Origin of the sequence: Mycobacterium sp. 48b (assembly GCF_048282725.1) — a bacterium.
Taxonomy (GTDB): Bacteria; Actinomycetota; Actinomycetes; order Mycobacteriales; family Mycobacteriaceae; genus Mycobacterium.
This window is the reverse complement of the sequence record NZ_JBLVUL010000001.1, coordinates 6796441-6823341: the sequence shown is the minus strand read 5'-3', so window position 1 is coordinate 6823341 and position 26901 is coordinate 6796441. Positions and strand designations below refer to the sequence as shown.

Below are 26901 nucleotides of genomic sequence, written 5' to 3'. Positions count from 1 at the left end.
CCAGCCTATCGGCGATCTCAAGTGGACGGCTGTTGACCGAGTTCGTCGAACCGTGCGAGCGCGGTGTCGAGGTCGGCCTCCTCGTACATCTCGCATCGGTTCACCTCGTCGCCGTCGACCGTGAAAATCACGACCTGTCGCCACTCGGCATAGAAGCCTTCCGGCGAACTCCCGTTGGCCGCCTGGGTGATGACTGCGCCGAGTTTGTTCAGGCGATGCGCCGTCTCGATGTGGATCTTCAGATCGGGAGAGACATCCCAGGCGGCCTGGAGGTACGGGAACAGGTCACCCGGCGTGAAGGCAACGCCTGGCCGATGGTCGACGTTCACAAGATCCGGGGTTGCGGGTGGCATCTCGTGCCGGTTCAGGGCGGCGTACCCCTTGGTCACCGCGGACCAGGTGCGCGCATGAGCGGCGGCCTCGCCCGCGAGGTACCGCGCGTCGAGTTCGGCGAACGCCGCGTCGAGGTCGTCCAGATCGAATGCGACGTAGGCGGTGATTCGGTCCGCTTCATCGACCTCGAAGACGCTGAGGGCCTCGGCGTAGAACCCTTCGGGCCCGTCGTCATTTCCCAAGGCCCGGATCCGGTTGAGGGTGAGACGTTGACCGCGCGTCGCCACCACGGCCGCGGTCATTTTCCGGGTCCCAGCGTCGGCAACGGCCCGAGTTTCGTCGAGAGCCGCGTCGCGACCCCGACGGACCCCAGCGTTGATCACGCGTCGACGATCATCGGTGGATACTTGGTCCGCAAGTATGTCGGATATAGCGGCCCAGTCGCGGCGGTTGAAGTAGCGGTTAAAGCGGTCATACGCGCGGCTTGCCGCGTTCTCCAGTTGCGTTGCAGGCCTGCCGACTTCGTCGAACCGCGCGAGCGCGGAGTGCAAATCGGTCTCGTCGAATATTTCGGAGCGGCTGATCAAGTCGCCGTCCACGGTCAGAAGGTGGATCACCCGCCACTCAGCATGAAAGCCCTCATGTGAGATCGCTTGAGCCGATTGGGTGATAACAGCTCCGAGATCGTTCAGCCGGTGCACTGCCTCGACGTAGAGGGACGCCTGCGGGGACAGATCCCATGTTGCCCGGAGATATGCTGTCATCTCGCCCGGCGCGAATGCTGTTGCGCGGCGGTGGTCGATGTTCACCCAATTCGGTGTTACAGCAGGCACTTTGCGACGGTTGAAGTTGCTGGAGATCCGACAGATTGCCGTCCAGGTGTGCGCATGCGGTGTCGCTTCGCCGGCGAGGTAGCGCGCGTCGAGCTCGTCAATCGCGGCGTCGAAATCGTTGTGGTCGAAGGTCACGGTCGCCGCAATGCGGTTGTCGGCGTCGATCTCGATCACGTGCAGGAGATCGAGGCCGAACTCTTCAGATGCCCCACCTCCGAGCGAGAATCGAGCGCTTACGAGGACGACGCTTTCGCCACGGATAGCTATGGGTGTCGGTGTTTGTGTGGCGCCGAGGTCAGCTGCTATCCGGAAGTTCTCGATGAAGGCATCCCGCCCGGTTTGCATGTCGGCGTTTATCACCCGACGGCGGTCGTCGAATCTGATGTCGTCAAGCACCATCTTCGCCATGGCATCCCAGTCGCGTACGACGAACCGTTCCAGAAAGCGTTCGGTCGCTTGGCTTGCCGCGTTCTCCAGGCTCGACGATCGCTGAGTGAGCACGTCGAACTTCGCGAGCGCGGCGTCGAGGTCTGACGCGTCGAACATCTCGCTTCGATTGAACAGCTCGCCGTCGAGCGTCAGGAGATGGATCTCGCTCCACTCGGCCTCGAAGCCTTCTCGTGAGGTGCCGCGCAGAGCGTGCGTGACGACGGCTCCGAGGTTCGTCAGCCGATGCACCCCGGCGATACGGAAACTGATGTCGGGGATCTGATCCCAGGCGAGGCGGGTGTATTCCTTGATGTCGCCGGGTGCGAACGATGTCACCCGCCGGTGGTCGAAACTCACGTGGTCAGTGGTTGTCTCGGGGAGCTCACGCCGGTTGAGCACGGCATACGCGCCCATGACGGCCGACCACACGTGCGCATGAGCGGAGGCCTCGCCGACGAGGTAGCGAGCGTCGAGTTCCTCGAAGGCGGCGTCGATGTCTTCGAGGTCGAATTGGACGGCGACCACTATCCGTTCCTCGGCATCGATCTCTGCGATGCCGAGCAACTCGGCGTGAAACGCCTCGGGCCCCTCGCCGGAGAACCGGAGATGACGGAGTACCAGGCGGTCTCCGCGGGTCGCAAGGACCGTCGAGGTTATGTACCTCGCACCGAGGTCGGCGCCTGCCCGCATGTTGGCGATCATCGCGTCCCGGCCGCGCCGGAGGCCGGCGTTCGCGACGCGCCGACGATCGTCATCGAGAATGTTCTCGGCCATCACCTCGGCCATGCCTGCCCAGTCACGGGAAGCGAAACAGGCGAAGACGCGGTCGTACACTCGACTGGCCGCGTTTCCCAGCATGGGTGTCGGCCGGCTGAGTTCGTCGAATCTCGCCAGTGCGCCATCGAGGTCTTCCTCGTCGAACAGTTCGGAGCGGCACAATAATTCACCTTCAACCGTGAGAACCTGCAGGCCCCGCCATTCGGCCTCGAAGCCGCCCCGCGACGTTCCGTGGGCAACATGGAGGACGACGGCCCCGTGTTCACTCAGGCGATGTACTGCCGCGATGTAGATCTTGGCGTCAGGCGAGTCAGACCATGTGTCTCGGATATACCTGGCCATGCCGCCAGGCGCGAAAGCTGCTGCACGACAGTGGTCGATGTTCACCCAGTCAGGCGTCGTCGCCGGGACCTCGCGCCGGTTGAAGCCGGCGTATGCGCCCATGACGGCCGACCACGTCTGCGCATACGGGGCGGCTTCACCAGCGAGGTAGCGGGAGTCGAGTTCCTCGAAGGCGGCGTCGATGTCGTCGGGATCAAAAGCGATGACGGTCTGGATCACCCCGTCACGAACCTCGGTTATCGTGAGCGACTCTGCGTCGAAACCATCACGCCCGTAGAGACTTACATGGCCGAGGGACAGGTGGTCACCTCGCACAGCAAGTGCTGTTGCCGAGATGTTCACGACGCCCAAGTCGGCGACGGCGCGAATGTTGGCGATCGCGCCGGCGCGGCCGTGTTGCTCTCCGCGGATACCCCGCCGTCGGTCATCCACCCACGCTGTGTCCGCGAACAGTCGGCCGATTTCGTCCCATCGGCCGACGGCGAACAACGAATTGACCCGATTGTTGATCTGTGTCGCATTGTTCTCCAGCAACGTCGGCGGGCGTTCTTGCTCGAACCTCATATGAAGTGAATTGAGTTCGGCGAGCGCGGCATCCATGTCGTCGACGTCAAACCATATTTGCAGTGCGATTCGACCTTCCTCGTCGACGCCGAACAGCTGGAGAAATTCGTCCTGCGGCGCGCCGGGGCTTTCGTCGACAGTGCTGATGCTTACCCGTGCGAGTGCGAGACGCTCGCCCCGTGCGGCAACGATGACCTCGCTCGCTCGCATGATCCCGCTCTCTAGATCGCACCGCGTCTGATGCACCACCTCGCATTGTCGGAAGTCGGTCGGTTTGAAGCCGACAAGCTTGCGTCGACTCTCCACGGAGCCTTCGGGCGCAAAGGTCTGCTCGAATGTGTCCCACGCCTCGGCATCGATAGCTGCCGCCGCACGTTCGCTTGCCCGTATGCAGGCGGTATCTGGTACGGAGTCCATCGCCCGCCACCGCAACGTTTCGAATCGGTCGTGCTGCGCGTCGAGTTCAGTGATGGCGATATCGATATCCTCGATATCGAACCAAATCTGAAGTGCGACGCGTCCCTCCTCGTCGAGGCCGACCAATTGGAGCATCTCGTCTTGCGGCGCCCCAGGGCTTGCGTCGTCAGTGCCTACGGACAACCTGACGAGAGCGAGACGCTCGCCGCGCGCGGCGACGAAGACCGGTCGGTGTTGGACCATTCCCAACTCGAGAAAGCGCCGCATCTCGCGTGGCCAATCGTGCGGCGGAAGGTTGATCGGCGTAAAGCCGACGATCCTCCGGCGGCTCTCGACGACGATGCCTGGCGCAAAAAGCCGCTCAAGGTCGTCCCAGGCTTCCCGCTCAACAGCGGTGGCCAGTTGCCTACACACTCGTACGCATGCGTTGTCCGGCTCGATGACCGGCGCTTCGGGTGACGCCGGTTCGGCTGGCGTTGGGCGCCGACCGAGAATGCGCTGCGCCTTCTCCGCAAGTCCCACAGCACCTTTTCGCTCATACAGCTCAGCAGCCCGCTCGGCCGCAGCGCGTGCGCCGGCGCTGTCACCGCCGGCGATCAGCACCGTCGCCATCGCCAGACACGCATCGCCGTGGTCGACCAACACGTCGGTGCGCTCGGCTATGGCCACGGCCTCTTCGGCGACGCGCCGGGCCTCCTCGTGGAAGCCACCATCTGAAAGGAGCTGTGCCCGAACCGTGCGCCAGGCGATGGCGGCCTTCAACGCATGTCCGGCGAGCCGCTCACTCTCCGAACACAATTCTTCAGCCTCAACCGCTCGGTCCAGCAAAAGACAAGCACGCGCCAAGAGCGCGGCGGTCTCCGCGGTATCGGCATCCAGCCCCATCCGACGGAAACCGTTGTAGGCCAGACGAAGGTGTTCCTCGGCCGCGGAGGGGTCGTCGAGCACCAGCTCGACGATGCCGGCGAAGTGCTCGACCTCTAGGAGCGCATGGCGCAGGCCGAGCTCGGTGACGGTGCGCCGGGCGGAGTCGATCATCCGTCGGGCAGCAGCGGCCCGGCCGCGGAACGCCTCCAACACAGCTTGGCATCGGGTCGAGGTCGCTTCGACCGCAGGCGAATCGGTGGTGATCCGCAGCAGACGCACCACGTCGAGGCACCGTCCGCCCGCGCGCGGAACCGGATTGGGCCCCCACAGTGCTGCCAACGGGGCGCCTGCCAGCACCGCGTTCACCATGCGGTGTTCACGCGCCTGACGCGCCGCGGTGAGCGCGTTGTCCAACGCGAGCTCGCAGTCGGCGACGCGCCCGAGACGGGCAAGACATCCTGCTCGTACGGTGTGCGCCTTGGCTTCCCCTGCGGCGTCGCCCAATTCGGCCAACATCACCGCGGCCGCTGCTACAGCGAGCTCGATCTCGTCCAGACGCTCGGGATCGACGAGCATCGAGAGCTGGCCATCGAAGCACGTCGCCCATGCCGCGAGGCGGGCTGAATCCCGTGTTCCTTCTTTCAGTTGCGACACCGCGCCTGCCGCCGACGACACATCGCCGGCGGCCAGCAGCGCCTCGCAGCGCGCAACCAGGAGTTCGACGCGCTGATCATCACGGTCGGGCAACTCGTCGTCGAGTTCCTCCAGTGCGTGCAGGGCGTGGTCGTACAGATCGGAGGCGCCTTCGTAGGCAAGTCGGGCCATCGCCTGGTCCGCGGCACGGCGGCAGTACTCGACGGCTTTGAGTGCGTTTCCCGCCCAGGCGCATTCGAAGTAGTGGTGCGCCAACTCGGCCAGCAGCTGGTCGTCGGCACCGGGCTCGTTCTCCAGCGCCGCCGCGATGCGCTGGTGCAGCCGCATCCGCCGTACCGACGCCAGCTCGGCAAGCAGCGACTGGCGGACGAGGGCATGGTTGAACCGGTAGCGACCACCGGATTCCTCGATGAGGATGCCGGCCTGGCATGCCTCGTCGAACGCGTCGACGAGATCCTGGCCGACCACGTGCTCGACCAGGTCGAGGGCGAACTGGCTGCCGACCACCGCAGCCGCGGCCAGCGCTTTGTTCGTCTCCACCGGAAGCCGGGAAAGTCTGCGGCTCACGGCTTCCCGGACCCCCTGCGGCAGCGTGCTAGGGTCCCAGTGCCCACCGCTCTCGTCGACGTGGCGTAATGCCTCGATGAGGAAGAACGGGTTGCCGCCGGTGACCGCCGCCAACGCGCGGGCCAGCTCTTCGTCGTCGTAGCCTGCCTCGACCACGTACGTGGTGACGTCGTCCGCATCGAGGCCGTTGAGGGCGATGCGGTCGGCAGTTCCGTCGCGGTGGAGGTCGGCGAGCATCGCCGCCAGCGGGTGCGAGCGGTCGAGGTCGGTACTGCGGTATGTGCCGACGATCTGCACCCGGGCGTGCTCGCCGAATCGCAGGAGGTGGCGTAGCAGCAGCAGGGTGGGCTTGGCTGCCCAGTGCAGGTCGTCGAGGACCAGGACGATGGGCGCGTCCGCCGAAGCGATGCCCAGCAGGGCCACGACGGCGTCGAACAGTGCGTAGCGTTCGGTATCCGGATCGCCGTGCGGCGGCGCGGCGAGATCAGGGAGAACGTCGGTCAGACCGGGGACCAGTGGTAGCAGCGCCTCGATGCCGCGCATGCCACGCAGCCGGCTGGAACTGACGCAGGGCACCAGCGTGCGCAGGGCTTCCGCGAACGGCTGGTAGGGCGCACCGAGGTCCTCGTCGGAGCGGCCGTAAAGCACGACGGCGCCCTGCTCATAGGCCTGTCGGGACCATTCGCCGGCCAGGCGGGTCTTGCCGACCCCCGGTTCCCCGGCGATCAGCACCGCCCGGGTGCCGCCGGTGAGCGCCGTCCGCCACGAGGCCACGAGTTGTTCGAGCTCGCGGCTGCGGCCGACGAACGGGCCGGGGCCGGCGAGTACCGCAGGCAGGTCAGGACGCTGGGTGGATGAATCGCTTTCGAGGGGCTCGGAACGGTCCTTCTCGGTATTGCGGCGGAGCTCGAATACGTGCTCTGGTCGCGCCAGGTTGCGCAACTCGCGCATCCCGAGGTCGACGAGCACAACCTCGTCGGACAGCGAGTCGACGACAAGTTCGGCCGTCGCGCCCGAGCACAGAATCTGGGCGCCCGCGGCGAGCGACCGCAGCCGGGCGGCACGGTTGACGGCGCGGCCGAAGTAGTCGCCGTCACGAAGCTCGGCCTCGCCGGTGTGCAGCGCCACGCGGATACGGAGAGGTTCGGCCAGGGCCCACGGTTCGTGAAAGATGGCATCCTGCAACTCGATCGCGGCGGCTGCGGCAGCTGACGGGCGGTCGAAGACCGAGAACGTGGCGTCCCCCTCGCCGCGCGTCTTGATCAGCCGGCCGCCGCGAGACGTGACGATCTGTTCGACGAGTTCGTCGTGGCGGGCGAGTGCGGCCGCCATGGCGTCGGCGTCTGCCTCCCAGGCTGCGGTGGAACCTTCGATATCGGTCAACAGGAAGGTCACTGCCCGCATCATCGATGGAATATTTTGTGCGGCAGGTACTTCCAGTGCAGCGTCCTGTGCGACGATCGCGGCTTCGAGCCGCCGCAGGTCCGGCCCCGGGTCGACCCCGAGCTCATCGGCGAGTACCGACTGTGCGCGTTTGAACGCCCCCAGGGCTTCACCTTGTCTGCCCGCGCGGTAGAGCGCGAGCATGAGTTGACCCCAACGTCGCTCGCGCAGCGGCGCATCCGCCACCGCGGCCTCGAGGTCGCCGACGATCTCCGCGGCGCGGCCGGTGGCAAGAAGCGAATCGGCGCGGTCCTCGACCAGCGCGGCGTGGCCCTCGATCCACCGGGTCTTCTCGGAGATCCCTCGTCGGCCGTCGGGCAGTTCCGGGATTCCCCGCCAGAGGGTGACCACCTCGTCGAACCGGGCCAGCGCCCCGCTGGTGTCTCCGGCACCGAGAGCCTCCCGTCCAGACCTGGCGAGCGACTGATAACGCGGGGCGTCGACCTCGCCGGCACCCAGGCGCCAGCCAGTCCCCTCGGTCAACACGAAGCCGTCGCCCAGGGCGTGACGCAGGGCGGAGATGTGGGTCTGCAGGGCCTTGGCGGCGGTGCGTGGTGGATCGTCTCCCCAGAGCAATTCCATCAGCAGATCGGCCGGTACCACCGAACCACTGTGCAGCCCGAGCATCGTGAGGATGGCGCGCGGCTTCGCGCCCGGTATCACGACGGGCGCACCGTCCATTCGGACCTGAAGAGGTCCCAAAACCCCCAGTTCCACCGATGAAAGCGTACCCACGCGCCAATCGTCGGGGTGACGATTCAACGCACGATCAAGAACGGGTAAAGCCGGGGACTGCCTGGTGTTTTACAGCCCGCGATGTGCAGTGCGCAGTGCGGCGACGGCGGCGTCGTCGCCGGAGAACGTCACCCGGGCCTGCTCTCGGCCCGCGGCGAACAGCAGCAACTCGCCCGGTTCGCCCGTCACCGTCACCTCCGGACCGGTTCCCACGGTGGCCAGCGTCTTTCCCGACGGGGTGGTCAGCGCCACCCGGGCCGGGGATTTGCTCATGGACATCCGGGCCATCGCACCGATCCCGCGGGACAGTGCCGAGACCGTCGCGTCATCGAGATCCCTTGGCTCCCAATTCGGTTGGGCCCGGCGCACATCCTCGTTGTGGATGAACATCTCGGCCACGTTCACCAGCGGGTCCAGCAGCTTGAACGGGGAGTACAGCGGTGGGCCCGCAGCGATCTGATCCACCAGCTCGGCCCATTCGGTGCTTTCGGTGACCTTCTGCTGCACGCGCTCGGTATAGCCGGCTAGCTGGGGAACCAGTATGCCGGGCGCGGCGTCGAGGCGACGCTCGCGCACTACCAGGTGGGCGGCCAGGTCGCGAGCCGTCCAGCCTTCACAGAGGGTGGGTGCATCGGGACCTGCAGCACGCATGGACTCGACCAGTGCGGCACGTTCGCGCCGAGCGACAGTCATGCGCGATCCGCCTTCGGCTCCTCGCTGGAAGTCATACGGTCAACTCTAGAAGGTTTTCACTCCTTCGACAGCGATGGTCATCCCGTGCCCGGTGTTGTCGTTGCTGATGCGGGTGCCGTCCTCGCCCGCATCGATGGTCCAGCCCACCGCGCTGTACTTGCGGTAATCGAGGGTGACCACCGGAATGTCACCGAGGTTGCCCACCACCCACTTGATCTGGCCATCGGGGGTGAGGCTGATCCCGGTCGCGTGCTCACCGTCGATCACCGGGGCGTTGGTGAAGTCTGATTCGCACCCGACGTACTGCTTGGACAGCTGGCAGCGGGTCTTACCGGACTTGGTCTCTATGTACACGTACCCGTTCTCAGGCTCCAGCGGGGTGGCGCCGGACGGTGCGCGGGAGGTGCTGGGGGGAGCCACAGCGGTGGTGCTCGGCGAGGGCGCCGGGCTGGACCGCGTCGGCCGCGCCGTCGGGAAACTGGGCTCGGTGGGTGATTGCGGGCTGGTGGCCGGTGTGCCCTCGATGCTTGATTGACAGCCTGACAACAGCACACCCGCAGCAAGCAGGGCGCCCAGTGATTGCCACGCCTTCACCGCGCCAAGGCTACGCATCGCGTGTGATCGCGGCGGGTTATGACGCGCCGAAAAGCCCTGCGTAACCGTCCGACAGCGCGTGGAGCTGCGCGGCCCCGTCGCCGTGGAAGGACGCTCCATGCATGATCGCCAGAGTGGCGGGCTCCAGCTCGGCGAGCTGGGTCAAGGTGGGCGTCAGATTCGTGGTCAGGCCGGTGGCGTGGAACAGCGCCTCGGCCTCCAAAGCAGGTGCCACGCAATCAGACTCAGTGAGGGCCGGGCATTGACCGATGTGGGTGAACAGGTCACCGGCCAGCAACGTCGACGTGGTCTCGTCGAACCACAGACCGGCTTCCCAGTTGTGCGGTACGTGTGGTGTGGCGATGAAGTGCAGACGATGCCCACCGATGTCGTGCACACCGTCCACAGGTGCTTCGACGGGCGGTCGATCGCACATATCAGTCAGCGACAGCATGATGGCCAGCGCGCCATGGATGACCTCGGCGTCGGGTGCAGCCGCCAGGAACTGGTTGACCGCCCCGCACTCGTCGGCCTCCAGGTGTCCGAACGCGATCCAGCGCAACCGGGGCAGCGGCAGGATCCGTTCGATCGCCGTCGAGACCTGCGGGAACAGGAATCGCTGGCCGGTGTGGAAAAGCAATGGCTCGTCGCCGGTCAGCAGGAACTGGTTGAACGTGAAGCCGTGCTCGGTGATCCCCGGGATCCAGGTGGACAGCCGGTAGATGTCCGGGGCGATCTCGTCGACGCGGGTTTCCAGGTCGGAGGCCATGTCTCCATGGTCCGCCCGGCGAAACCTGATGGACAGGTTTTGCCGTCTTGGGAATTTCCCAGTTGCGTCACCTACCGTCGTCGCGTGCTCGGCAAAGCCCTCGATGCGTTCCTGGACTCCCCGTTGTCCGGGATCCTGCCGTGGGCGCTGATGGCGATCCTTGCCGGCCCGGGGCGTTATGAGATCGCGGTGATGGGTGCGCTCGGCATCTCGCTGCTGGTTCTGCTGTTGACCTGGCGCCGCAACATTCCGGTACACGTGCTGGAGGCGCTCGGGGTGGCCTACTTCGTGGTACTGGCCGCCATCGGGCTGGTGGCCTCCAGCAGCCAGAAAGCGTGGCTGGAAATGTGGTCGGGAGAGATCACCAATGCGTCACTCGCGGTGTTCGCCCTGGCCAGCGTGCTGATCGGGCGGCCGTACACGACGGCGTACGCGCGCGACGTCACTCCACCGGACCGGTGGGACACCCCGCTGTTCAGGCACACGAACATGGTGGTGACCGCGGTGTGGGCGGCGGCCTTCGGCTTCTCGGCATCGGTCGGCTTCCTGGGTGATGTGGTCTACGGAAGCACCGACAACTTCTGGACCGGATGGATCCTTCAGCTGGCCGCGCTGTTCTTCGCGGTGGCCGTCACCGAGTTCTATCCCGAGTACGCCCGCGCCAAGGATGCGGCGCAGGCGCACCATCCGATGCCGTCGTGGTCGCGGGTGTTCGAGTGGCTGCCGCCGTTCGTGCTGGCCACCGGTGTCGCCGGCTGGGTGCTGGCGACCGTCAGCAGTGGCGTGGCCGCCGACCTGGTGGTGGTCGGTGCGTTCGGGACGGCATTGCTACGGCTGCGTGATCATCGAGCGCGGGTACGCGCCTAGTAACCATCACGACTTGCTCGGCTCCGGCAGGAACTGGTTGTCGAGGAACTTCGCGTAGTCGGGCAATTGCGTTCCCGGATCGATGGACTTCTGCGTCTTGGCCCACGCGCCCAGTTCGGCCAGCTTGTCCGCCAGGTCCGGCTTCAGTTGCAGCGTGAAGTCGAACTCGCCGAGCACGGTGCCCAGCAGCTCCGGGTCCAGCTGGGTGGCCTTGGCGACGGCGTCGGTGGCGGCCTGGTCATGCTGGGCCAGGGCGGTGCCGGCGTCACCGAGCGCGGCGAGGAAGGCGCTGATCGCCGTGCCCTTGGTCGAGACGGCCGATTCGGTGGCGACGAACAGGCTGTGCTGGTTGTAGGTTCCGCCGGTCAGGGCCACCGCGTCGGCGCCGAGTGCCTTGATGGTCTGCGCCTGGTAGGGCTGGAAGATCGACACCGCGTCGACATTGCGCTGAGTGGCGGCGGTGACGATCGCCGACGGGGCTACCTGGACCAGTTCGGCGTTGATGTTGTTCTGCGCCAAGGCGTTCGACACGTAGTAGGCGGCGCTCGTGCCCAGCGGGGTGCCGATCGATTTGCCGGCCAGGTCCGCCAGGTTGTTGATGCCCGCGCTGCGCCGGACGACGATACGCGAGCCCTCCCAACGGGAACCGTCGGCGATCACGCGCAGGGTCGGGGTGCGGGTCAGCGCGGCCGAGGTCGGCACGTCGGCGGCGGTGGTGATGTCGACCTGACCGGCGGCCGCGGCCTGCAAAGCCTCGACGCCGGACTGGAAGTTCACCACCTTGACGTTCACGTTGTGCTTGTCGAACAGGCCGGTGTCGGCGGCGACGGGAATCTGTGCCCAGGACGGGTCGACGACGAACCCGACGGTGAGTTGATCGGCGTTCGTGGTGCCCGGCTCGGTGCAGGCGGTGCCGGTGACAGCGAGGGTGGCAGCGGCGACGGCGGCGGCGACGATGCGCCGAAGGGGGGTCTTCACGTGGTGGATTCCTTTTGTGGGGGCGGGGGATCAGTGCGCGGCGTGGTCGATGCCGAGCTGGTGGTGCAGGGTCTTGCGGATCTCGCTGTAGCCGGGCTGGTCTGCCAGTGCGTCGGCAGGCCGGGGCCGGCTCAGCGGGTTGGTGATCTGATCGGCGATCTGCCCGTCGCGCAGCACGCTGACGGTGTCGCCGAGCCGGATCGCCTCGTCGATGTCGTGTGTGACGAAGACGATCGTCCGGTTCAATCGGGTCCACAGATCGATCAGGAGATCCTGCATGCGCAGGCGGGTCAGTGCGTCCAGTGCAGCGAACGGTTCGTCCATCAGCATCACCGTCGGTTCCCCGGCCAGCACGCGGGCGATGCTGACCCTCTGCCGCATACCGCCGGACAACTCACCGGGGCGCTGCGCGGCCACCTCGCCACGCAGGCCCACCAGATCGAGCAGTTCGTGAATAGTGTTCCGGCGCGCGGATTTCGGCAATCCACGGGCGGACAGGGCGAAGTCGATGTTGTCGGCGACGGTCATCCACGGGAACAGCACGTCGCGTTGGAACGCGACGCCGCGCCGGGGATGCGGAGCGGTGACCGTCTCGCCGCCGTCGGTGACCGAACCCGCGGTCGCGGTGGTGAGGCCGGCCAGACAGTGCAGCAGTGTCGATTTGCCGCTGCCCGAGGCGCCGACCAGGACGGAGAACGACCCGTCGGGAATGGTCAGGGAAATGCCCTTGAGCGTCGGCTCCTGCTTGCCGGGAAACTGCACCACGAGATTGTGGGTCTGGATGGCCATCTCAGCGCTCCTCTTGTGCCCAACGGGTGAACGGGGAAGTGGCCGACGCGACCAGCAGGTCGCAGAGGGCGCCGACGACACCAAGGATGATCAGGCAGAAGATCAGCCGGTCGGCCTGGGAGAACAGTTGGGCCTGAGAGATCCGGTACCCGATACCCGCAGTGGTGCCGGTCATCTCGGCCACCACGATGAGCACGAACGCCATCGCGGCACCCACCCGCAGACCCGATGCGATATCGGGCGCGGCCTCGGGTAGCACCACCTTCGACAACGTCTGCCTGCGACTGGCGCCCAGGCAGCGGGCCGCCTTGAGATAGTCGATCGGTGTGCTCGCCAATCCGGAATGGCTGTTGATCCACACCGGGACGAAGACGCCGAGCGCGATGACCAGGAGCTTGCTGTTCTCGCCGAGTCCGAACCACAGGATCGCCAGTGGGACGAGACCGATGGTCGGGATCGGTGAGAACACCCGGAGCGCCGGTTGCAGCAGATTGCGCCCTGCCGCGGTGGTCGCGGTGAACACGGCGACGACGATCCCGGCCACGGCGCCGATTGCGAAACCGGCTGCAGCCCTGCGCAAACTGGCGAGGATGTCGTCGGCCAGCAGACCCTCGGCCCACAGGGTGTGTCCCGCGGTGAGGATCTCGGGCACGCTCGGGAACAGTTGCCGCGGGAACCTGCCGGTCGCCACGATCAGCGACCACAACGCGGCGGCGATCCCCAGACCGGCCAGCGTCCAACCCAGGACGCCCAGCCGGGCGAAAGCCGCCCGCACCTGTGCCGGCCGCGGGCGCCGGGCTGGGCTCGCGGCCGGTGTCCGCACTGCCAAACCGGCTGTCATGGAAGGCTTCCCGGCTCGACGCCTACTGCCTGCAGCGGCGCGCGAGAGGTACCCGTGGGCACCCAGTCGAACGGCACAGCCTGCGACCGGTACACCAGAGCGGTCCTGGTGAGCCGGTCGACCCCGGGTACCCTGGTCTGTTTGACTTCCGGTTCGCCGGCCACGCCGTACCCCTGGTAGGGGCTGTGATACTCCCATACCACGTCGCCGTCGGGGGTGACCTGGAACAGCCGGCCCTGCATCCCCTCGGTGATCAAGGTGTTGCCGTTGGGTAGCCGCTGGGCATTGCTGACGAATGAGCTGAAGAACGTCCACGACGGCAGACCCGAGTCTTCAGCGGTGTACTGCCACACGATTTCCCTGGTGGAGGGGTCGATCTCGAGGATCCGGGAGCCGGCGTAGATGCCCAGCGGGGCGGCCGGGTATCCGGCGCCGCCCTGGTTGTCGAACACCAGGATGTTGCCCGCGCCCGGAAGACCGGCGGCGATCATGTGCGGGTTGTGTTGACCAGAGGTTTGATCGACCGGGCGCGGCACCTTGTGCACGTTGATCCGCTGATGCTGGGCGCCGGGTTCGGCGTCGTGGTAAGGCCCCAGCTTCCAGGCGATCGCCCCGGACGACTTGTCGATCAACGCGACGATGTTCGCCTTGCGGAAACTGACCAGGATGTTGTCGGGGTGGAAGACGGAGTCCGGATCGTCGACGTACCACCGGTTGGGCCCGAGGGTTTTGGCGCTGTTCATCTCCAGGTACCCCCATGGATCGTCGGGATCCCGAGCGATCGTCTGGCGCAGCGCATCCCAGCCGGCCTCGGAGAATCCGAACTCGTCGAGGTGATCCCCGGCCAGCCACTGCCAGACGATCTCACCTGCGGGTGTGACTTCGTAGAGTCCCTGATCGCCCACGGTGTGCGCGCCGAGGCCGGGGACCACCCGGGGAACGGTCACCAGGATCAGGCGGTTGCCATTGGGCAGCAGTTCCCAGTCGTGGTTCTGCCGGGCCGCACCGCCGGGCGCTTGCGTGCCCCATTCCCAGACGATCTCGCCGCCCCAGTCGAGTTGGCCGACCGTGCCGTTGGCGTAGATGCCGCCGCGGGCGTCGTCGCTGTCGGACAGTTGTACCCCGACGTCGCCGAGGCGTCCGTCGTTGAGCGCAGGGTCCAGGATGCGCGGAGGGACACCGGCATACGGCCACTCGTGCACCACGGTGCCGTTGAGGTCGATCACCCGGGTGGTTCCGTCGGCGCCCGTGAACAGGATGTAGCTGTCGTGGACAAGCTCGGGATCGAGGTAGCTGACTCCGCTGAGACGTACAAATGCCATGTCAGTTACTCCACCAACGTCCGGTTACAACCACGGGTCCTCCTCGTTAAGGTTCTAATCGATTAGCGTAGGCAAGCGAAGCGTGAGGGGAACCGTCACAATCGAGGTGATCGAAACTCTTTCGAGCGGTCATCGACGAGCGGAGGGTTCAGCCGTTGTGAATGGGAAACGTCCGACACTGGCCGATGTGGCCAGCCGCGCAGGCACTTCGACGGCAGTGGTCAGCTACGTGCTCAACAACGGGCCGCGCCCGGTATCAGAATTGTTGCGGGCCAAGGTGATCAGTGCGATCGACGAGTTGAACTATCGGCCCGACGTGCGCGCGAGGGCGCTGCGCCGGTCGCGCCGATGGCGGCAGATCGGCCTGTTGGTGCCCGATCTCACGCTGCCGCTGTTCGGTGAGTTCGTGGGGCGGATCGAGGTCGAGGCCCGTGCGCGCGATCACCTGACGCTGATCGGTAACACCGGCTACGACCCTGAGCGCGAACTCGAATTCGCGGCCGCGTTCGCCGAGGTCGGCGTCGACGGACTGTTGGTGGTCGGTGCGGCGAACGCCCCACAGACGGCGAAACTGTGTCGGCAAGAACGCATTCCGGTGGTATGGATGCACAACATCCGCGGTGAGGTGGAAGCCGACATCGTCGGGGTGGATCACGCCCGGGCCGGAGCGCTTGTCGCCCGGCACCTGCTCGACGTCCACGACTGTCGCGACATCGCGTTCGTCGGCGGTTTCACCGAGGACGACGTCCACCACGGTGACCGCGAAACTGTGCAGCAGCGTTTCGAGGGCGTCGCCTCCGTCGTCGACGACGATCTCCCGCTCATCCGGACAGACCTCACGCCGTCGGGAGCGTACGCCGCGGTCACCGAGTTTCTTCGTCGCGCAGTACATCTCCCGTGCGCGTTCGTGGTGGGAACCTACGGCCAGTCGGCTGCCACCGTCCGGGCGATCGTCGATGCCGGACTGCGGGTGCCCGGCGACATCGCGGTGGTCGGCTTCGACGGCGGCGCAGTCGACTACGGGCAGTTGCGGCTCACCACCGTTCAGCAACCCGTCGATGCGCTGGCCCGCCGGGCGCTCGGCCTGCTGCTCGGAGATGCTCCGGTCGAGGGGGATGGCCTGGCGCCTGCGCTGCGGGTGGGTGAGACCTGCGGCTGCGCGGCGAGCTAGGCGGTTTCGGGAAGCAGTCCCCGCAGCGCGGTCTCGGCCAGCCGGTGGGCGTGTTTCTCCGTGAGGGCGCAATGGCCGGTCATGCGCCGGAAGATGAGTGGGCCGAACAGGATATCGATGACATCATCGATAGCGACGTCCGCGTCGGCGTCGCCGCGATCCACTCCACGCTGCCACAGTTCGGTGATCGCGGCACGCCGGCCGTTGAGGAAGTACTCACGGAAATAGGCTGCGCCGGTTGCATCTTCGACGCACGCCGCGAGCAACTGGGCGAACACCTCACCGCGGGTACTGGAGTAGAACGTCGACACGCGTGCCACCTGCTCGGTGAGATCGCCTGTGGTGCTGCCGGTATCAGGCAGGGGAAGTGCTTCGGCCATCATCGTTCCGAAGGCTTCGGCCGCGACGGCGGTACGCGATGGCCAATGCTTGTACAGCGTGGCCTTGCTGGCACCGGACCGGGCCGCGATCGCATCCATGGTGGCTGCCGGGAATCCGCCCTCGTCGAGCAGTTCGGCTGTGGCGACCAGTATCGCCTGGTGGATGCGGTCGCTGCGGGCGCCGGTGGGGCGGGCGAAATCCTCGGCCGCCCCCCGCAGGTCGGTTTCAGCTCGCGGCGACATCATCGAAATCCGTTGATTCCGAGACGCTTCGCCACTGAGCGAGCTCGGCCTGTACGTGGGCGATCTTGCCCTCGACCGCCGCGATGGTGTCGTTGCCCAGCAGCAGGCGCAGCGGAGGTTGCGGCGATTCCACGACGTCGATGATGGCCCTGGCCGCCTTGACCGGATCGCCAGGCTGGTCGTGATTGCGCTCGCCGGCGGCTACGCGCATCTGGCCCGCGGGGCCGTCGGCGTAGTCGTCGATGACGGTGCGCTGGGTCTGCAGGCTCGACGAGTCGAGGAAGTCGGTGCGGAAGTAGCCGGGCTCGACCACCATCACGTGCACGCCCAGCGGTTGCAGCTCGGCATGCAAGGCCTCCGACAGTGCCTCGACGGCGAACTTGGTCGACGCGTAGACGCCCCACCCCGGTGAGCCGACGAATCCGCCGACCGAGGAGATGTTGACGATGGTGCCCGACCGCTGGGCCCGCAGTACGGGCGCGACGGCACGGGTCACGGTCAGCAGTCCGAAGACGTTGGTCTCATAGACGGCCCGGACCTCGGCGTCGGTGGCTTCCTCGACAGCGCCGAGCAGGCCGCGCCCGGCGTTGTTGATCAGCACGTCGATCCGGCCGAAGCGGTCCACGGCGGCTTGTGCGGCTTGCTGTGCCTGCTCCTCGTTGGTGACATCCAAGGCCACGGCGAGCACGTTCTCGTCCTCGCCGAGGGCGGCGGTGACGGCGGCCGCGTCGCGCGCCGTGGCGACCACCTGGTGGCCGCGGTCCAATGCGTCGCGGGCGATCTGCAATCCGAATCCGCGGGAAGCTCCGGTGATGAACCAAACACTCATGTCTCTGACCACCTGTTCTTGGCTTATCTGAACTGTACGTCCAGTTTAGTTATGTTGATGGTCGCTGCAACTGGGAGGACGGCGGGATTATTCCGCTGGTCGGGTGGCGACGGTGCCCTTGTCGAGTAGCATCCGTCACATAACTCAATACGTCGATGACGCATTGTGGGAGAGCCTCCGCTTCCGGAGGCGCCGTAGGAGCAACTCCTCCCCGGGAATCTCTCAGGCCCAATACCGCAGTGTCGAGACAACTCTGGAGAACAGTGCGATCGCGTGTGTCGCGCTTACCGAAGGGGAAAGGCGCGCGACGCGCTAAAGCTCTCAGGTTTCAGGACAGAGCGGGGAGGTGTCACCAACGACGCATCGCGTGACCGCGATGCCCGAAACCGGAGTCACCTCATGCCTGAGTGCACCGCCATCGTCGACGACGACAACGCTTCTCCTGACCGCCAATTCCGCCGCGTGCAGGCCCAGCGGTTCCCGCTCCACCCGGGGATGTAGTCATGTCGGTCAGCGTGTTCGACCTGTTCTCGGTGGGCATCGGCCCCTCGAGCTCGCACACCGTCGGTCCGATGCGGGCCGCAGGCATGTTCGTCGACGAACTGGTCGGTCGCGACATGATCGACCACATCGCCGAGGTCGAGGTGGATCTGTTCGGCTCGCTGGCGGCCACCGGTGCCGGGCACGGCACCATGCCGGCCATCCTGCTCGGTCTCGAGGGCTACCGGCCCGAGACGATCGAGACCGACGAGATAGAACGTCGGCTGGCGACCATCAGGGCCGACGGGAAGATCCGGTTGGCCGGCCGCACCGTCATCGCGCTGACCGAATCCGGCATGCGTCTGCAACCGGGCCGCAGGCTCGACCGGCACCCGAATGCCATGACACTGACCGCATTCTCGGCCGGTGGCGACCCGCTCTACCGCGAGACGTACTTCTCGGTCGGAGGCGGCTTCGTTGTCACGGAAACCTCGCCGGACCGGCGCGGGACGCCGGCAGCAGCGGCCGACGAAACCTTCCGCTCGGCCGCCGAGCTGCTGGCCCTGACCGAGCGGGACGCGCTGTCGGTCAGCCAGGCGATGATGCGGCAGGAATGCGTGGCCCGAAGCGAAGCCGAGGTGCGGGCGCGCCTTCTGCACATCCGCGACGTCATGGTCGCCTGCCAGGACAACGGGATGTCCCGCGACGGCTATCTACCCGGCAACCTGCAGGTCCGCCGTCGCGCCAGGGACTGGTTCGTGCGGCTCGATGCCGAAGACCCGCAGCGTGATCCGGCCTTCGCCGAGGACTGGGTGAACCTGGTGGCGCTCGCGGTCAACGAGGAGAACGCGTCGGGCGGCCGGATCGTGACCGCACCGACCAACGGTGCGGCCGGGATCATTCCGGCTGTCCTGCACTACGCGTTGCGCTACACCAAGCCCGGCATCGCCGATCCGGACGACACCACCGTCCGCTTCCTGCTCACCGCCGGAGCCATCGGATCGCTGTATAAGGAGCGGGCCTCGATCTCGGGTGCCGAGGTCGGCTGCCAGGGTGAGGTCGGTTCCGCGGCATCGATGGCTGCCGGGGGACTGGCCGAAATCCTGGGTGGCACACCGCAACAGGTGGAGAATGCCGCCGAGATCGCGATGGAGCACAGCCTCGGCCTGACTTGCGATCCGATCGGCGGGCTGGTGCAGATCCCGTGCATCGAACGCAACGCCATCTCGGCGGGTAAGGCGATCAACGCGGCCCGCATGGCGCTGCGGGGTGACGGCACGCACCGGGTGAGCCTGGACCAGGTCATCGAGACCATGCGGGCCACGGGCATGGACATGAGCGCCAAATACAAGGAGACCTCCACCGGCGGGCTCGCCGTCGCGGTCAACGTCGTCGAATGCTGAGGGGTACGGCCCCCGGCTAGTGATGAAGGAGTGCGCCCAGCGCGACAACCTCGGGGCTGTGGCCGAAGTGCTCGATGACCTGCACCTGGATTTCGCCGACGACGCCGCCGAGGATCGCGCCGACCGCGATCATCGTGGGCTCGTCATCCTTGAACACCGGCCGCAGGATCGACTCGTATTCCTCGTTGGTGAGTTGCCCCATCTTGTCGATGATCGTCGTTTCGAGGTCCAGCGCGTTCATGGCGTAGTCCTGGGCCTCGACCAGCGTCGTGGGCAGCCGCTCGAGCACCATCTTCACCATGTTGTCCTTGAAGGCGTTGTACCGCTGGGTGCCGACGGCGAACTTGACCAGCGGGGTCGCGATACCGGTCTGCGCATCGATGGCGGCTTCGACCTCCTTGCCGATCAACGAGAACAGCTTGTCGGAGCCCGGGCCGCGCAGCACGCCGTCGAACAGGATCTCGGGGGAGAACAAGTCCTGGGCCAGGATCCGCGCGTAGTCCGCCGTGATCTTGTCGCGCTCGGCGTGCAGCAATCCCTGGAACGGGATGAAGCCGAGGTATTTCGTCGGCCGCACCGGCCGGAACAACATGTTGAGCGCGATGTAGTCACTGATGAGGCCGACGCCGAAGCCGAAGGCCGGCATGATCCACGGATTCTGGAACAGCGCCCACGCGACCATCTGGACCAGGCCGATCGCGAGCCCGAAGTAGATTCCGCTGCGACGGACGAAGGCCATCGCGTTGTCGCCGAGCCCGCGCATCAGTTTGTTGAGCTTGTCCTTGTTCCGGACCAGCGTCGTGACCGCCAGGTACTGGATGTCGACGAACCGGTTGAGGTCCGACCGCATCTCGTTGAGCATCTTCTCGACGATCTTCGGCGTCTGGTCGTGGACGCGCACCATGATCGCTTTGCGCGCTGCGTCGGGCAGCGAATCCCACAGCCCGGGGCGGATCTGCTCGGCGATGTCGCGGGAGATCTCGTCGACGGCCTGGGTCAGCGGCTCTCGCAAGGTGTCGACGGCTTCTCTGGCGTCGACCTTCGCCAGCAGCTCTTCGGGTTTCAGAAGGTTCTGGGTGAGCAACTCGATGGTCTTGGATCCCACCTTGCCCGCGCGGCGGGGCACGATGCCCTGCCAACCGAGCAGGCCGATGCCCTTGAACTCCATCGGCCGGTACAGCATCTCCAGCGCGACGATCTTGGTGCTCCACCCGACGAAGGCGGCGACAAAGGGCATGGACAGATAAATCAGCCAATTGACGCCGAAATCTGCCTTGATCTCCTGCCAGGTCTGGATCGCGAGAAATGTCTCGCTGCCGCTCATGCGGTTACGAACCGTCCCGTTGCACCGCGGCCTCCCACAGGCCGCGACCCAGGCCTGACAGCGTCAAGGTCAGCTTGTCCACCCGGGCGGTGAGCGGCCCGCGCGATGCACTCTTGATCGCCCGCAACACCATGGGCTCCGCCATGAGCACCTCGTACTCCGCCTTCTGCGACGGATCCTCCGGCCCGGTCTCGACCAGCCCCAGCGACAGCAGATGGCCGACGTACTGCGGGACCATGGCGGGCAGCGCCACGTTGGCGGTGCGACCGATCAGACAGGCGTTCTCCAGCACCGCCTGCCCCGGCGTCCGGGCTCGTGTCCAGGTGTAGACGTTGACCAGGGGCGAAGCCGCACCCTCCGACAGCGCACCGATGATCCGGGCTTCGTCGGCGACCAGCTGGTCGAGCAGACGGTGGTAGAGCTCGACCTGGCTGCCGCTCGTGCTCTGGTCCAGGGCGCGGTCAAGCAGTCGGTCCATCTTGTTGTTGAGCGATTCGGCCGTGGGTTCCTCGGGCGTGGCGATCGTCACGGACCTGGCCGTCGATGCCGAATCGAGGGCCTCGAGCCGGTTCTTCACCAGGGTGGCCAGCTGTTCCTCACCCCAGGCGGCCAGCTTCATGCTGGTCTTCGCGGCATCGAGCGCGCGGTCGGCGATGCCGAACGGGTCGTAGCGCTTCGGCACGAGCGGGCGGGGGTTGCGCGGGGTACGGATGGCAATGGCGATGTCACCGACCGGAGTGGCCCACCTGAAGGCTCGGCGCTGGTAGCCGTGCTTGGCGGGCTTCTCCTCCGGCACGTTCGGTTCGGTCGTCGTGATCTCGTCTGCCATCGCCGTTCGATCCCCCTCGAGTGGCTGCTTGCGCCCTGGGGGCGACGGTGTGAGCCGGATGTCAAGCCGCGGTCGAGCCGACCGGCGGCATCTGATTATGGGGCACGGTACCTGGTCGGCGCGGGGTCGAGTGCGGCGGCGACCACGACCTTCGGCCCGCCGCGGATGACCTACCTGACCGGCAGGAAGCACCTGACCGGCGATATCAGAACCGTCGTCAAAGAAATCGCCGGGTCCGGGAACAAATCCGCCGAAACCCCCGTTGAGCACATCGACAGCAAGTTGAGTGAGACAGACTCAAGTCTGGGTTGACAATCTAGGTTCGTCCGGAGCAAGCTTGAGCGCAGTCCGCTCAGACCCCTATATCTATCAGGAGGCAACACCATGGCTCGTGCGGTCGGTATCGACCTCGGGACCACCAACTCATGCGTGGCGGTCCTGGAAGGCGGCGACCCCGTCGTCGTCGCAAACTCTGAGGGTTCCCGGACCACCCCGTCCGTCGTCGCTTTCGCGCGCAACGGCGAGGTGCTGGTCGGACAGCCCGCTAAGAACCAGGCGGTCACCAACGTCGACCGGACCATCCGTTCGGTCAAGCGTCACATGGGCACCGATTGGACCGTCGAGATCGACGGCAAGAACTACACGGCGCAGGAGATCAGCGCGCGCACGCTGCAGAAGCTGAAGCGCGACGCCGAGGCGTACCTCGGTGAGGACATCACCGACGCCGTCATCACCGTGCCCGCGTACTTCAACGACGCACAGCGTCAGGCCACCAAGGAAGCCGGCCAGATCGCCGGCATGAACGTCCTGCGCATCGTCAACGAGCCCACCGCGGCCGCCCTGGCCTACGGACTGGACAAGGGCAGCAAGGAACAGACCATCCTGGTCTTCGACCTCGGTGGCGGCACGTTCGACGTCTCGCTGCTGGAGATCGGCGACGGGGTCGTCGAGGTGCGCGCCACCTCCGGTGACAACCACCTCGGTGGCGACGACTGGGACGACCGGATCGTCGATTGGCTGGTCGACAAGTTCAAGGCCACCAGCGGCATCGACCTGACCAAGGACAAGATGGCGATGCAGCGGCTGCGTGAGGCCGCCGAGAAGGCCAAGATCGAACTCAGCTCCAGCCAGAGCACCTCGATCAACCTGCCCTACATCACCGTCGACGCCGACAAGAACCCGCTGTTCCTCGACGAGCAGCTGACCCGGGCCGAGTTCCAGAAGATCACGCAGGATCTGCTGGACCGCACCCGTCAGCCGTTCCAGTCGGTGATCAAGGACGCGGGCATCTCGGTCGGCGAGATCGACCACGTGGTTCTGGTGGGTGGCTCGACCCGTATGCCCGCCGTGACCGACCTGGTCAAGGAACTCACCGGAGGCAAGGAGCCCAACAAGGGCGTCAACCCGGACGAGGTTGTCGCAGTGGGCGCCGCGCTGCAGGCCGGTGTGCTCAAGGGCGAGGTGAAAGACGTTCTGCTGCTTGACGTCACCCCGCTGTCCCTCGGTATCGAGACCAAGGGCGGCGTGATGACCAAGCTGATCGAGCGCAACACCACCATCCCGACCAAGCGGTCGGAGACCTTCACCACCGCTGACGACAACCAGCCGTCGGTGCAGATCCAGGTCTTCCAGGGTGAGCGCGAAATCGCTTCGCACAACAAGCTGCTCGGCTCCTTCGAGCTGACCGGTATCCCGCCGGCCCCCCGCGGCGTGCCGCAGATCGAGGTCACCTTCGACATCGACGCCAACGGCATCGTGCACGTCACCGCCAAGGACAAGGGCACCGGCAAGGAAAACACGATCAAGATCCAGGAAGGCTCCGGCCTGTCCAAGGAAGAGATCGACCGGATGATCAAGGACGCCGAAGCGCACGCTGACGAGGACCGTAAGCGTCGCGAAGAGGCCGACGTCCGCAACCAGGCCGAGTCGCTGGTTTACCAGACGGAGAAGTTCGTCAAGGAGCAGCGTGAGGCCGAGGGCGGATCGAAGGTTCCCGAGGACACCTTGGCCAAGGTCGACTCCGCGATCGCCGAGGCCAAGTCGGCGCTGGAAGGCTCCGACATCTCCGCGATCAAGGACGCCATGGAGAAGCTCGGTGTCGAGTCGCAGGGCCTGGGCCAGGCGATCTACGAGGCCACCCAGGCCGAGCAGGCTTCGGGAGCTGACGCCGGAGCCTCCGCGAGCGCCGCGGACGACAACGTGGTGGACGCCGAGGTTGTCGACGATGACCAGGAGACCAAGTGAGCGAGAACGATTCGCACGAGCCGGTGACCATCACCGACAAACGGCGCATCGATCCCGACTCCGGTGAGGTTCGTGAGCAGGCGCCGGCCCCCAGTGGGCCGGCGTCGGCCGCCTCCGCTACTGGGGAGTCGGCGAGCGACAGCGACGAGGTTGCCGAGCTCAAGTCCACGCTGCAACGCGTAAAGGCCGAGTACGACAACTACCGCAAGCGGGCGCTGCGCGATCAGCAGGTGACCGCAGACCGGGCCAAGACCACCGTCATCACCCAGTTGCTGGGTGTGCTCGACGATCTGGACCGGGCCCGCAGTCACGGTGATCTGGAGGCCGGGCCCCTCAAGTCGGTCGCCGACAAGCTCGTCGGTGCCCTTGAAGGACAGGGTCTTTCCGCATTCGGCGACGAGGGTGACGAGTTCGACCCGTCGCTGCACGAAGCTGTGCAGCACGAGGGCGAGGGCACCCATCCCGTCGTCGGGACCGTGATGCGCCGCGGCTACAAGATCGGTGACCAGGTGGTCAGGCACGCCCTCGTGGGTGTGGTCGACACGGTGCCCGACGCAGCGGATAACGCTGACGCCGCGGGCGATCAGGCCGCAGAATCAGACAAATAGTCCATCCAACTAGAGAGAAGAGGTAAGGAGGTGGCGCAGCATGGCCCAACGCGAGTGGGTCGAGAAGGACTTCTACAAGGAACTCGGCGTCTCCTCTGACGCCAGCGCCGACGAGATCAAGAAGGCCTACCGGAAACTGGCCTCCGAACTGCATCCCGACCGCAATCCCGATGCGGGAGCGGCGGAGCGGTTCAAGGCGGTTTCCGAGGCGAACAGTGTTCTGTCGGACCCCGCGAAGCGCAAGGAGTATGACGAGACCCGCCGGTTGTTCGCCGGGGGTGGGCGTCGGTTCAACCCGGGCGGGAACTTCAGTGGCGGGTTCGGTTCCGACGGAGCCGAATTCAACCTCGGAGACCTGTTCGACGCGGCCGGCCAGAGCGGCGGCGCCAACATCGGTGACCTCTTCGGCGGGCTGTTCGGACGCGGTGCACAACCGCGGCCGAGCCGGCCTCGCCGGGGCAACGACCTGGAAACCGAAACCGAGCTGTCCTTCCTGGAAGCCACCAAGGGCGTGGCCATGCCGCTGCGGCTTACCAGCCCGGCACCCTGCACCAACTGCCATGGCAGCGGTGCACGGCCGGGCACCAGCCCCAAGGTGTGCCCGAACTGCAACGGCTCGGGTGTGGTCAACCGCAACCAGGGAGCGTTCGGATTCTCCGAGCCCTGCACCGAATGTCGGGGCAGCGGCTCGATCATCGAGCACCCCTGTGCCGAATGTCAGGGCACCGGTGTCACCACCCGGACCCGCACCATCAACGTGCGGATCCCCCCGGGCGTCGAGGACGGTCAGCGCATTCGGCTGGCCGGCCAGGGTGAGGCCGGGCTACGGGGTGCCCCGTCGGGCGACCTCTACGTCACCGTGCACGTGCGTCCGGACAAGGTGTTCGGGCGTGACGGCGACGACCTGACGGTGAGCGTCCCGGTCAGCTTCCACGAATTGGCGCTCGGGACAACGCTTTCCGTCCCCACTCTGGACGGCAAGGTCGGTGTGCGGGTGCCGAAGGGCACCTCCGACGGCCGGATCCTTCGGGTGCGCGGACGCGGGGTGCCGAAACGCTCCGGTGGCCACGGTGACCTGCTGGTCACGGTGAAGGTCGCGGTGCCGCCGAACCTGGAGGGTGAAGCGGCGGACGCGTTGGAGGCGTATGCGAAAGCCGAGCGGGCCAGCGGATTCGATCCGCGGGCCGGATGGGCAGGCAACATATGAGCCAGCGCAAAGAGGAAGCACGTACGTTCTTGATCTCGGTGGCCGCCGAGCTGGCCGGTATGCACGCGCAGACCCTGCGCACATACGACCGGCTCGGCCTGGTCAGCCCGCAGCGCAGTTCCGGCGGCGGGCGCCGCTACTCCGAGCGTGACGTCGACCTGCTCCGTGAGGTGCAGCGGTTGTCGCAGGACGAGGGCGTCAATCTGGCTGGGATCAAGCGCATCATCGAACTGACCAATCAGGTTGATGCGTTGCGTACGCGGGTTTCCGAGTTGACCCAGCAGGTCGAACAACTCAGCGACCAGCGCCGTGACGTCTCGGTGGCGTCGAAAGCGGTGGTCCTGTGGCAGCCCGGAGCCGCCCGGCGGCGACATCGGCAGTAGAGCCGCTCGGCGGCGACATCGGCAGTAGAGCCGCTCGGCGGCGACATCGGCCGTAGCAGGGGTGCGCGTTAGCCGACTTTGATCGAAAAGATGGCCGTCTCCGGACTTCCGGGGGCGGCCATTCTGTAATTTCCCCGGATCAGGGCATCGGTCGGTGCGGTCATCGGCTCGATGCCCACCACGTTGTCGCTGCGCGGAGCGAACAGCTGCGCGGCGGGATAACCCGCGTCGAATGTGACCGTGACCCGGTGGCTTCCGCCCGACAGCGTGAACACCGCACCCGCGTCGACGTTGTCGAACCCGTCGTCGAGTTCGGTAGCGCCCAGCGGTCTCGCCCCGCCCGGCCAGTCCCGGGATTCGCCGGTGGGCAGGCCCCGGTCATCCACGAGCAGATGCCGCATGGCGGGGGTGTGCAACTGCCAATGATCGCGGGGCACACCGGGAATCGTCACGTACGGGTGGTAGCCGTAACACAGCGGCACCGGCTGATCGGCAGTTGCCGCCACCGTGGTGGACACGGTGAGGGTGCGGTCTTCCAGCGTCACCGCCATCGTGAGGCGATGAGGGAACGGGAACGATGCCAGCAGGCCCGGTCGGGTGCCCCAGTCGAGGTCCGCGGTGAGCACGTTTTCGGATTGCCCGATCACCTGCCAGTCCGAATTGGCGGCCAGCACACCGTGCATCGGCGCCCCGTGTGCGTCGGCGCGCACTCCGTTCACGCCGGGCGACACATCCACCACCGTGTCCCCGACCCGGTATCGGTTGGCGCTCAAGCGGTTTGCCCACGGGTAGAGGATCGGGACCCCCATCGTCTTGCCGTCGGAAAGGTAGGCCTGCAAGCCGCGCCGCTGGCCCAGATACTCGACGTCATCGTCGGCAAGCGAGGTGCAGATCATCCCGGCGGCCGGAACATAGGTGGCCGTCAGCGACGACGACGGGTCATGCAGGGTGACTGTTCGAACCGAGGCCATGGCGCAAGTCTGGCA

The 26901-nt window shown here is 66.4% G+C and carries 20 protein-coding genes and 1 riboswitch; of the genes, 7 read left to right on the top strand and 13 right to left on the bottom strand.

The features are described from left to right. Window positions 1–17: 17 nt before the first annotated feature. From ACNQR1_RS33450 to ACNQR1_RS33435, 4 genes are all read right to left on the bottom strand, one after another. Window positions 18–7853, bottom strand: a complete 7836-nt coding sequence (locus ACNQR1_RS33450; protein ID WP_418050602.1) for a BTAD domain-containing putative transcriptional regulator — start codon at window positions 7851–7853, stop codon at window positions 18–20. A 177-nt stretch (window positions 7854–8030) separates the two neighbouring features. Continuing rightward, on the bottom strand, window positions 8031–8654 hold the full coding sequence (locus ACNQR1_RS33445) for a TIGR03085 family metal-binding protein (protein WP_418049799.1): 624 nt from the start codon (window positions 8652–8654) through the stop codon (window positions 8031–8033). 45 nt (window positions 8655–8699) lie between these two features. Continuing rightward, window positions 8700–9266, bottom strand: coding sequence for a hypothetical protein (locus tag ACNQR1_RS33440; protein ID WP_418049798.1), 567 nt, complete (start codon window positions 9264–9266; stop codon window positions 8700–8702). A 19-nt stretch (window positions 9267–9285) separates the two neighbouring features. After that, window positions 9286–10005 (bottom strand): MBL fold metallo-hydrolase, encoded by a 720-nt coding sequence (locus ACNQR1_RS33435; protein WP_418050601.1) that lies wholly within the window; start codon window positions 10003–10005, stop codon window positions 9286–9288. A gap of 96 nt (window positions 10006–10101) precedes the next feature. Between ACNQR1_RS33435 and ACNQR1_RS33430 the strand changes: the two genes are divergently transcribed. Next, window positions 10102–10884, top strand: coding sequence for a hypothetical protein (locus ACNQR1_RS33430; protein WP_418049797.1), 783 nt, complete (start codon window positions 10102–10104; stop codon window positions 10882–10884). A gap of 6 nt (window positions 10885–10890) precedes the next feature. Here the strand turns inward: ACNQR1_RS33430 and ACNQR1_RS33425 are convergent, their stop codons facing one another. From ACNQR1_RS33425 to ACNQR1_RS33410, 4 genes are read right to left on the bottom strand one after another with little or no spacing between them, the layout of a single operon-like run. Beyond that, the gene (locus ACNQR1_RS33425) at window positions 10891–11862 is read right to left on the bottom strand and encodes an ABC transporter substrate-binding protein (RefSeq protein WP_418049796.1); all 972 of its coding nucleotides are present in this window, start codon (window positions 11860–11862) and stop codon (window positions 10891–10893) included. Window positions 11863–11892: 30 nt separating this feature from the next. Then, window positions 11893–12651 carry an ABC transporter ATP-binding protein gene (locus ACNQR1_RS33420; protein WP_418049795.1) on the bottom strand — a complete coding sequence of 253 codons (759 nt, stop codon included), beginning with the start codon at window positions 12649–12651 and terminating at the stop codon, window positions 11893–11895. Between the two features lies 1 nt (window position 12652). Next, window positions 12653–13492, bottom strand: coding sequence for an ABC transporter permease (locus ACNQR1_RS33415; protein ID WP_418049794.1), 840 nt, complete (start codon window positions 13490–13492; stop codon window positions 12653–12655). Continuing rightward, window positions 13489–14814: an aryl-sulfate sulfotransferase gene (locus ACNQR1_RS33410; protein WP_418049793.1), complete on the bottom strand. Its 1326-nt coding sequence runs from the start codon at window positions 14812–14814 to the stop codon at window positions 13489–13491. Before ACNQR1_RS33410 ends, ACNQR1_RS33415 begins: the two co-directional genes overlap by 4 nt. 187 nt (window positions 14815–15001) lie before the next feature. Between ACNQR1_RS33410 and ACNQR1_RS33405 the strand changes: the two genes are divergently transcribed. After that, on the top strand, window positions 15002–15985 hold the full coding sequence (locus ACNQR1_RS33405; protein ID WP_418049792.1) for a LacI family DNA-binding transcriptional regulator: 984 nt from the start codon (window positions 15002–15004) through the stop codon (window positions 15983–15985). Here the strand turns inward: ACNQR1_RS33405 and ACNQR1_RS33400 are convergent. Together ACNQR1_RS33400 and ACNQR1_RS33395 are read right to left on the bottom strand one after the other, a co-directional pair. Next, window positions 15982–16608 carry a TetR/AcrR family transcriptional regulator gene (locus ACNQR1_RS33400; protein ID WP_418049791.1) on the bottom strand — a complete coding sequence of 209 codons (627 nt, stop codon included), beginning with the start codon at window positions 16606–16608 and terminating at the stop codon, window positions 15982–15984. The two genes, ACNQR1_RS33405 and ACNQR1_RS33400, sit on opposite strands and share 4 nt — an antisense overlap. Next, window positions 16592–17437, bottom strand: coding sequence for an oxidoreductase (locus tag ACNQR1_RS33395; protein WP_418049790.1), 846 nt, complete (start codon window positions 17435–17437; stop codon window positions 16592–16594). Before ACNQR1_RS33395 ends, ACNQR1_RS33400 begins: the two co-directional genes overlap by 17 nt. A 156-nt stretch (window positions 17438–17593) precedes the next feature. Next, window positions 17594–17684, top strand: a riboswitch (glycine riboswitch). Window positions 17685–17940: 256 nt separating this feature from the next. Between ACNQR1_RS33395 and ACNQR1_RS33390 the strand changes: the two genes are divergently transcribed. Next, window positions 17941–19320 carry an L-serine ammonia-lyase gene (locus ACNQR1_RS33390; RefSeq protein ID WP_418049789.1) on the top strand — a complete coding sequence of 460 codons (1380 nt, stop codon included), beginning with the start codon at window positions 17941–17943 and terminating at the stop codon, window positions 19318–19320. Between the two features lie 16 nt (window positions 19321–19336). Here the strand turns inward: ACNQR1_RS33390 and ACNQR1_RS33385 are convergent, their stop codons facing one another. Both ACNQR1_RS33385 and ACNQR1_RS33380 read right to left on the bottom strand, forming a co-directional pair. Then, window positions 19337–20644: a DUF445 domain-containing protein gene (locus ACNQR1_RS33385; RefSeq protein ID WP_418049788.1), complete on the bottom strand. Its 1308-nt coding sequence runs from the start codon at window positions 20642–20644 to the stop codon at window positions 19337–19339. A gap of 4 nt (window positions 20645–20648) precedes the next feature. Next, on the bottom strand, window positions 20649–21473 hold the full coding sequence (locus ACNQR1_RS33380) for an Abi-alpha family protein (protein WP_418049787.1): 825 nt from the start codon (window positions 21471–21473) through the stop codon (window positions 20649–20651). A 384-nt stretch (window positions 21474–21857) separates the two neighbouring features. Between ACNQR1_RS33380 and dnaK the strand changes: the two genes are divergently transcribed. From dnaK to ACNQR1_RS33360, 4 genes are read left to right on the top strand one after another with little or no spacing between them, the layout of a single operon-like run. Further along, complete coding sequence (dnaK, locus tag ACNQR1_RS33375) at window positions 21858–23717, top strand: molecular chaperone DnaK (RefSeq protein ID WP_418049786.1); 1860 nt, start codon at window positions 21858–21860, stop codon at window positions 23715–23717. After that, on the top strand, window positions 23714–24325 hold the full coding sequence (gene grpE, locus ACNQR1_RS33370; protein WP_418049785.1) for a nucleotide exchange factor GrpE: 612 nt from the start codon (window positions 23714–23716) through the stop codon (window positions 24323–24325). The genes dnaK and grpE overlap by 4 nt, the downstream gene beginning before the upstream one ends. A gap of 40 nt (window positions 24326–24365) precedes the next feature. Next, window positions 24366–25532 carry a molecular chaperone DnaJ gene (gene dnaJ, locus ACNQR1_RS33365; protein WP_418049784.1) on the top strand — a complete coding sequence of 389 codons (1167 nt, stop codon included), beginning with the start codon at window positions 24366–24368 and terminating at the stop codon, window positions 25530–25532. Continuing rightward, on the top strand, window positions 25529–25915 hold the full coding sequence (locus ACNQR1_RS33360) for a heat shock protein transcriptional repressor HspR (protein ID WP_418049783.1): 387 nt from the start codon (window positions 25529–25531) through the stop codon (window positions 25913–25915). The genes dnaJ and ACNQR1_RS33360 overlap by 4 nt, the downstream gene beginning before the upstream one ends. Before the next feature lie 68 nt (window positions 25916–25983). Here the strand turns inward: ACNQR1_RS33360 and ACNQR1_RS33355 are convergent, their stop codons facing one another. Then, on the bottom strand, window positions 25984–26886 hold the full coding sequence (locus ACNQR1_RS33355; protein WP_418049782.1) for an aldose 1-epimerase: 903 nt from the start codon (window positions 26884–26886) through the stop codon (window positions 25984–25986). Window positions 26887–26901 lie beyond the last annotated feature (15 nt).

What these genes read in the sequence shown, in the direction of transcription:
- ACNQR1_RS33445 (WP_418049799.1), bottom strand. Translation starts at nt 8,654, where the DNA reads ATGACTGTCGCTCGGCGCGAACGTGCCGCACTGGTCGAGTCCATGCGT.
- ACNQR1_RS33360 (WP_418049783.1), top strand. Translation starts at nt 25,529, where the DNA reads ATGAGCCAGCGCAAAGAGGAAGCACGTACGTTCTTGATCTCGGTGGCC.
- ACNQR1_RS33400 (WP_418049791.1), bottom strand. Translation starts at nt 16,608, where the DNA reads ATGTCGCCGCGAGCTGAAACCGACCTGCGGGGGGCGGCCGAGGATTTC.
- dnaK (WP_418049786.1), top strand. Translation starts at nt 21,858, where the DNA reads ATGGCTCGTGCGGTCGGTATCGACCTCGGGACCACCAACTCATGCGTG.
- ACNQR1_RS33415 (WP_418049794.1), bottom strand. Translation starts at nt 13,492, where the DNA reads ATGACAGCCGGTTTGGCAGTGCGGACACCGGCCGCGAGCCCAGCCCGG.
- ACNQR1_RS33440 (WP_418049798.1), bottom strand. Translation starts at nt 9,266, where the DNA reads ATGCGTAGCCTTGGCGCGGTGAAGGCGTGGCAATCACTGGGCGCCCTG.
- ACNQR1_RS33395 (WP_418049790.1), bottom strand. Translation starts at nt 17,437, where the DNA reads ATGAGTGTTTGGTTCATCACCGGAGCTTCCCGCGGATTCGGATTGCAG.
- dnaJ (WP_418049784.1), top strand. Translation starts at nt 24,366, where the DNA reads ATGGCCCAACGCGAGTGGGTCGAGAAGGACTTCTACAAGGAACTCGGC.
- ACNQR1_RS33450 (WP_418050602.1), bottom strand. Translation starts at nt 7,853, where the DNA reads ATGCTCGGGCTGCACAGTGGTTCGGTGGTACCGGCCGATCTGCTGATG.
- ACNQR1_RS33390 (WP_418049789.1), top strand. Translation starts at nt 17,941, where the DNA reads ATGTCGGTCAGCGTGTTCGACCTGTTCTCGGTGGGCATCGGCCCCTCG.
- ACNQR1_RS33380 (WP_418049787.1), bottom strand. Translation starts at nt 21,473, where the DNA reads ATGGCAGACGAGATCACGACGACCGAACCGAACGTGCCGGAGGAGAAG.
- ACNQR1_RS33410 (WP_418049793.1), bottom strand. Translation starts at nt 14,814, where the DNA reads ATGGCATTTGTACGTCTCAGCGGAGTCAGCTACCTCGATCCCGAGCTT.
- ACNQR1_RS33385 (WP_418049788.1), bottom strand. Translation starts at nt 20,644, where the DNA reads ATGAGCGGCAGCGAGACATTTCTCGCGATCCAGACCTGGCAGGAGATC.
- ACNQR1_RS33420 (WP_418049795.1), bottom strand. Translation starts at nt 12,651, where the DNA reads ATGGCCATCCAGACCCACAATCTCGTGGTGCAGTTTCCCGGCAAGCAG.
- ACNQR1_RS33355 (WP_418049782.1), bottom strand. Translation starts at nt 26,886, where the DNA reads ATGGCCTCGGTTCGAACAGTCACCCTGCATGACCCGTCGTCGTCGCTG.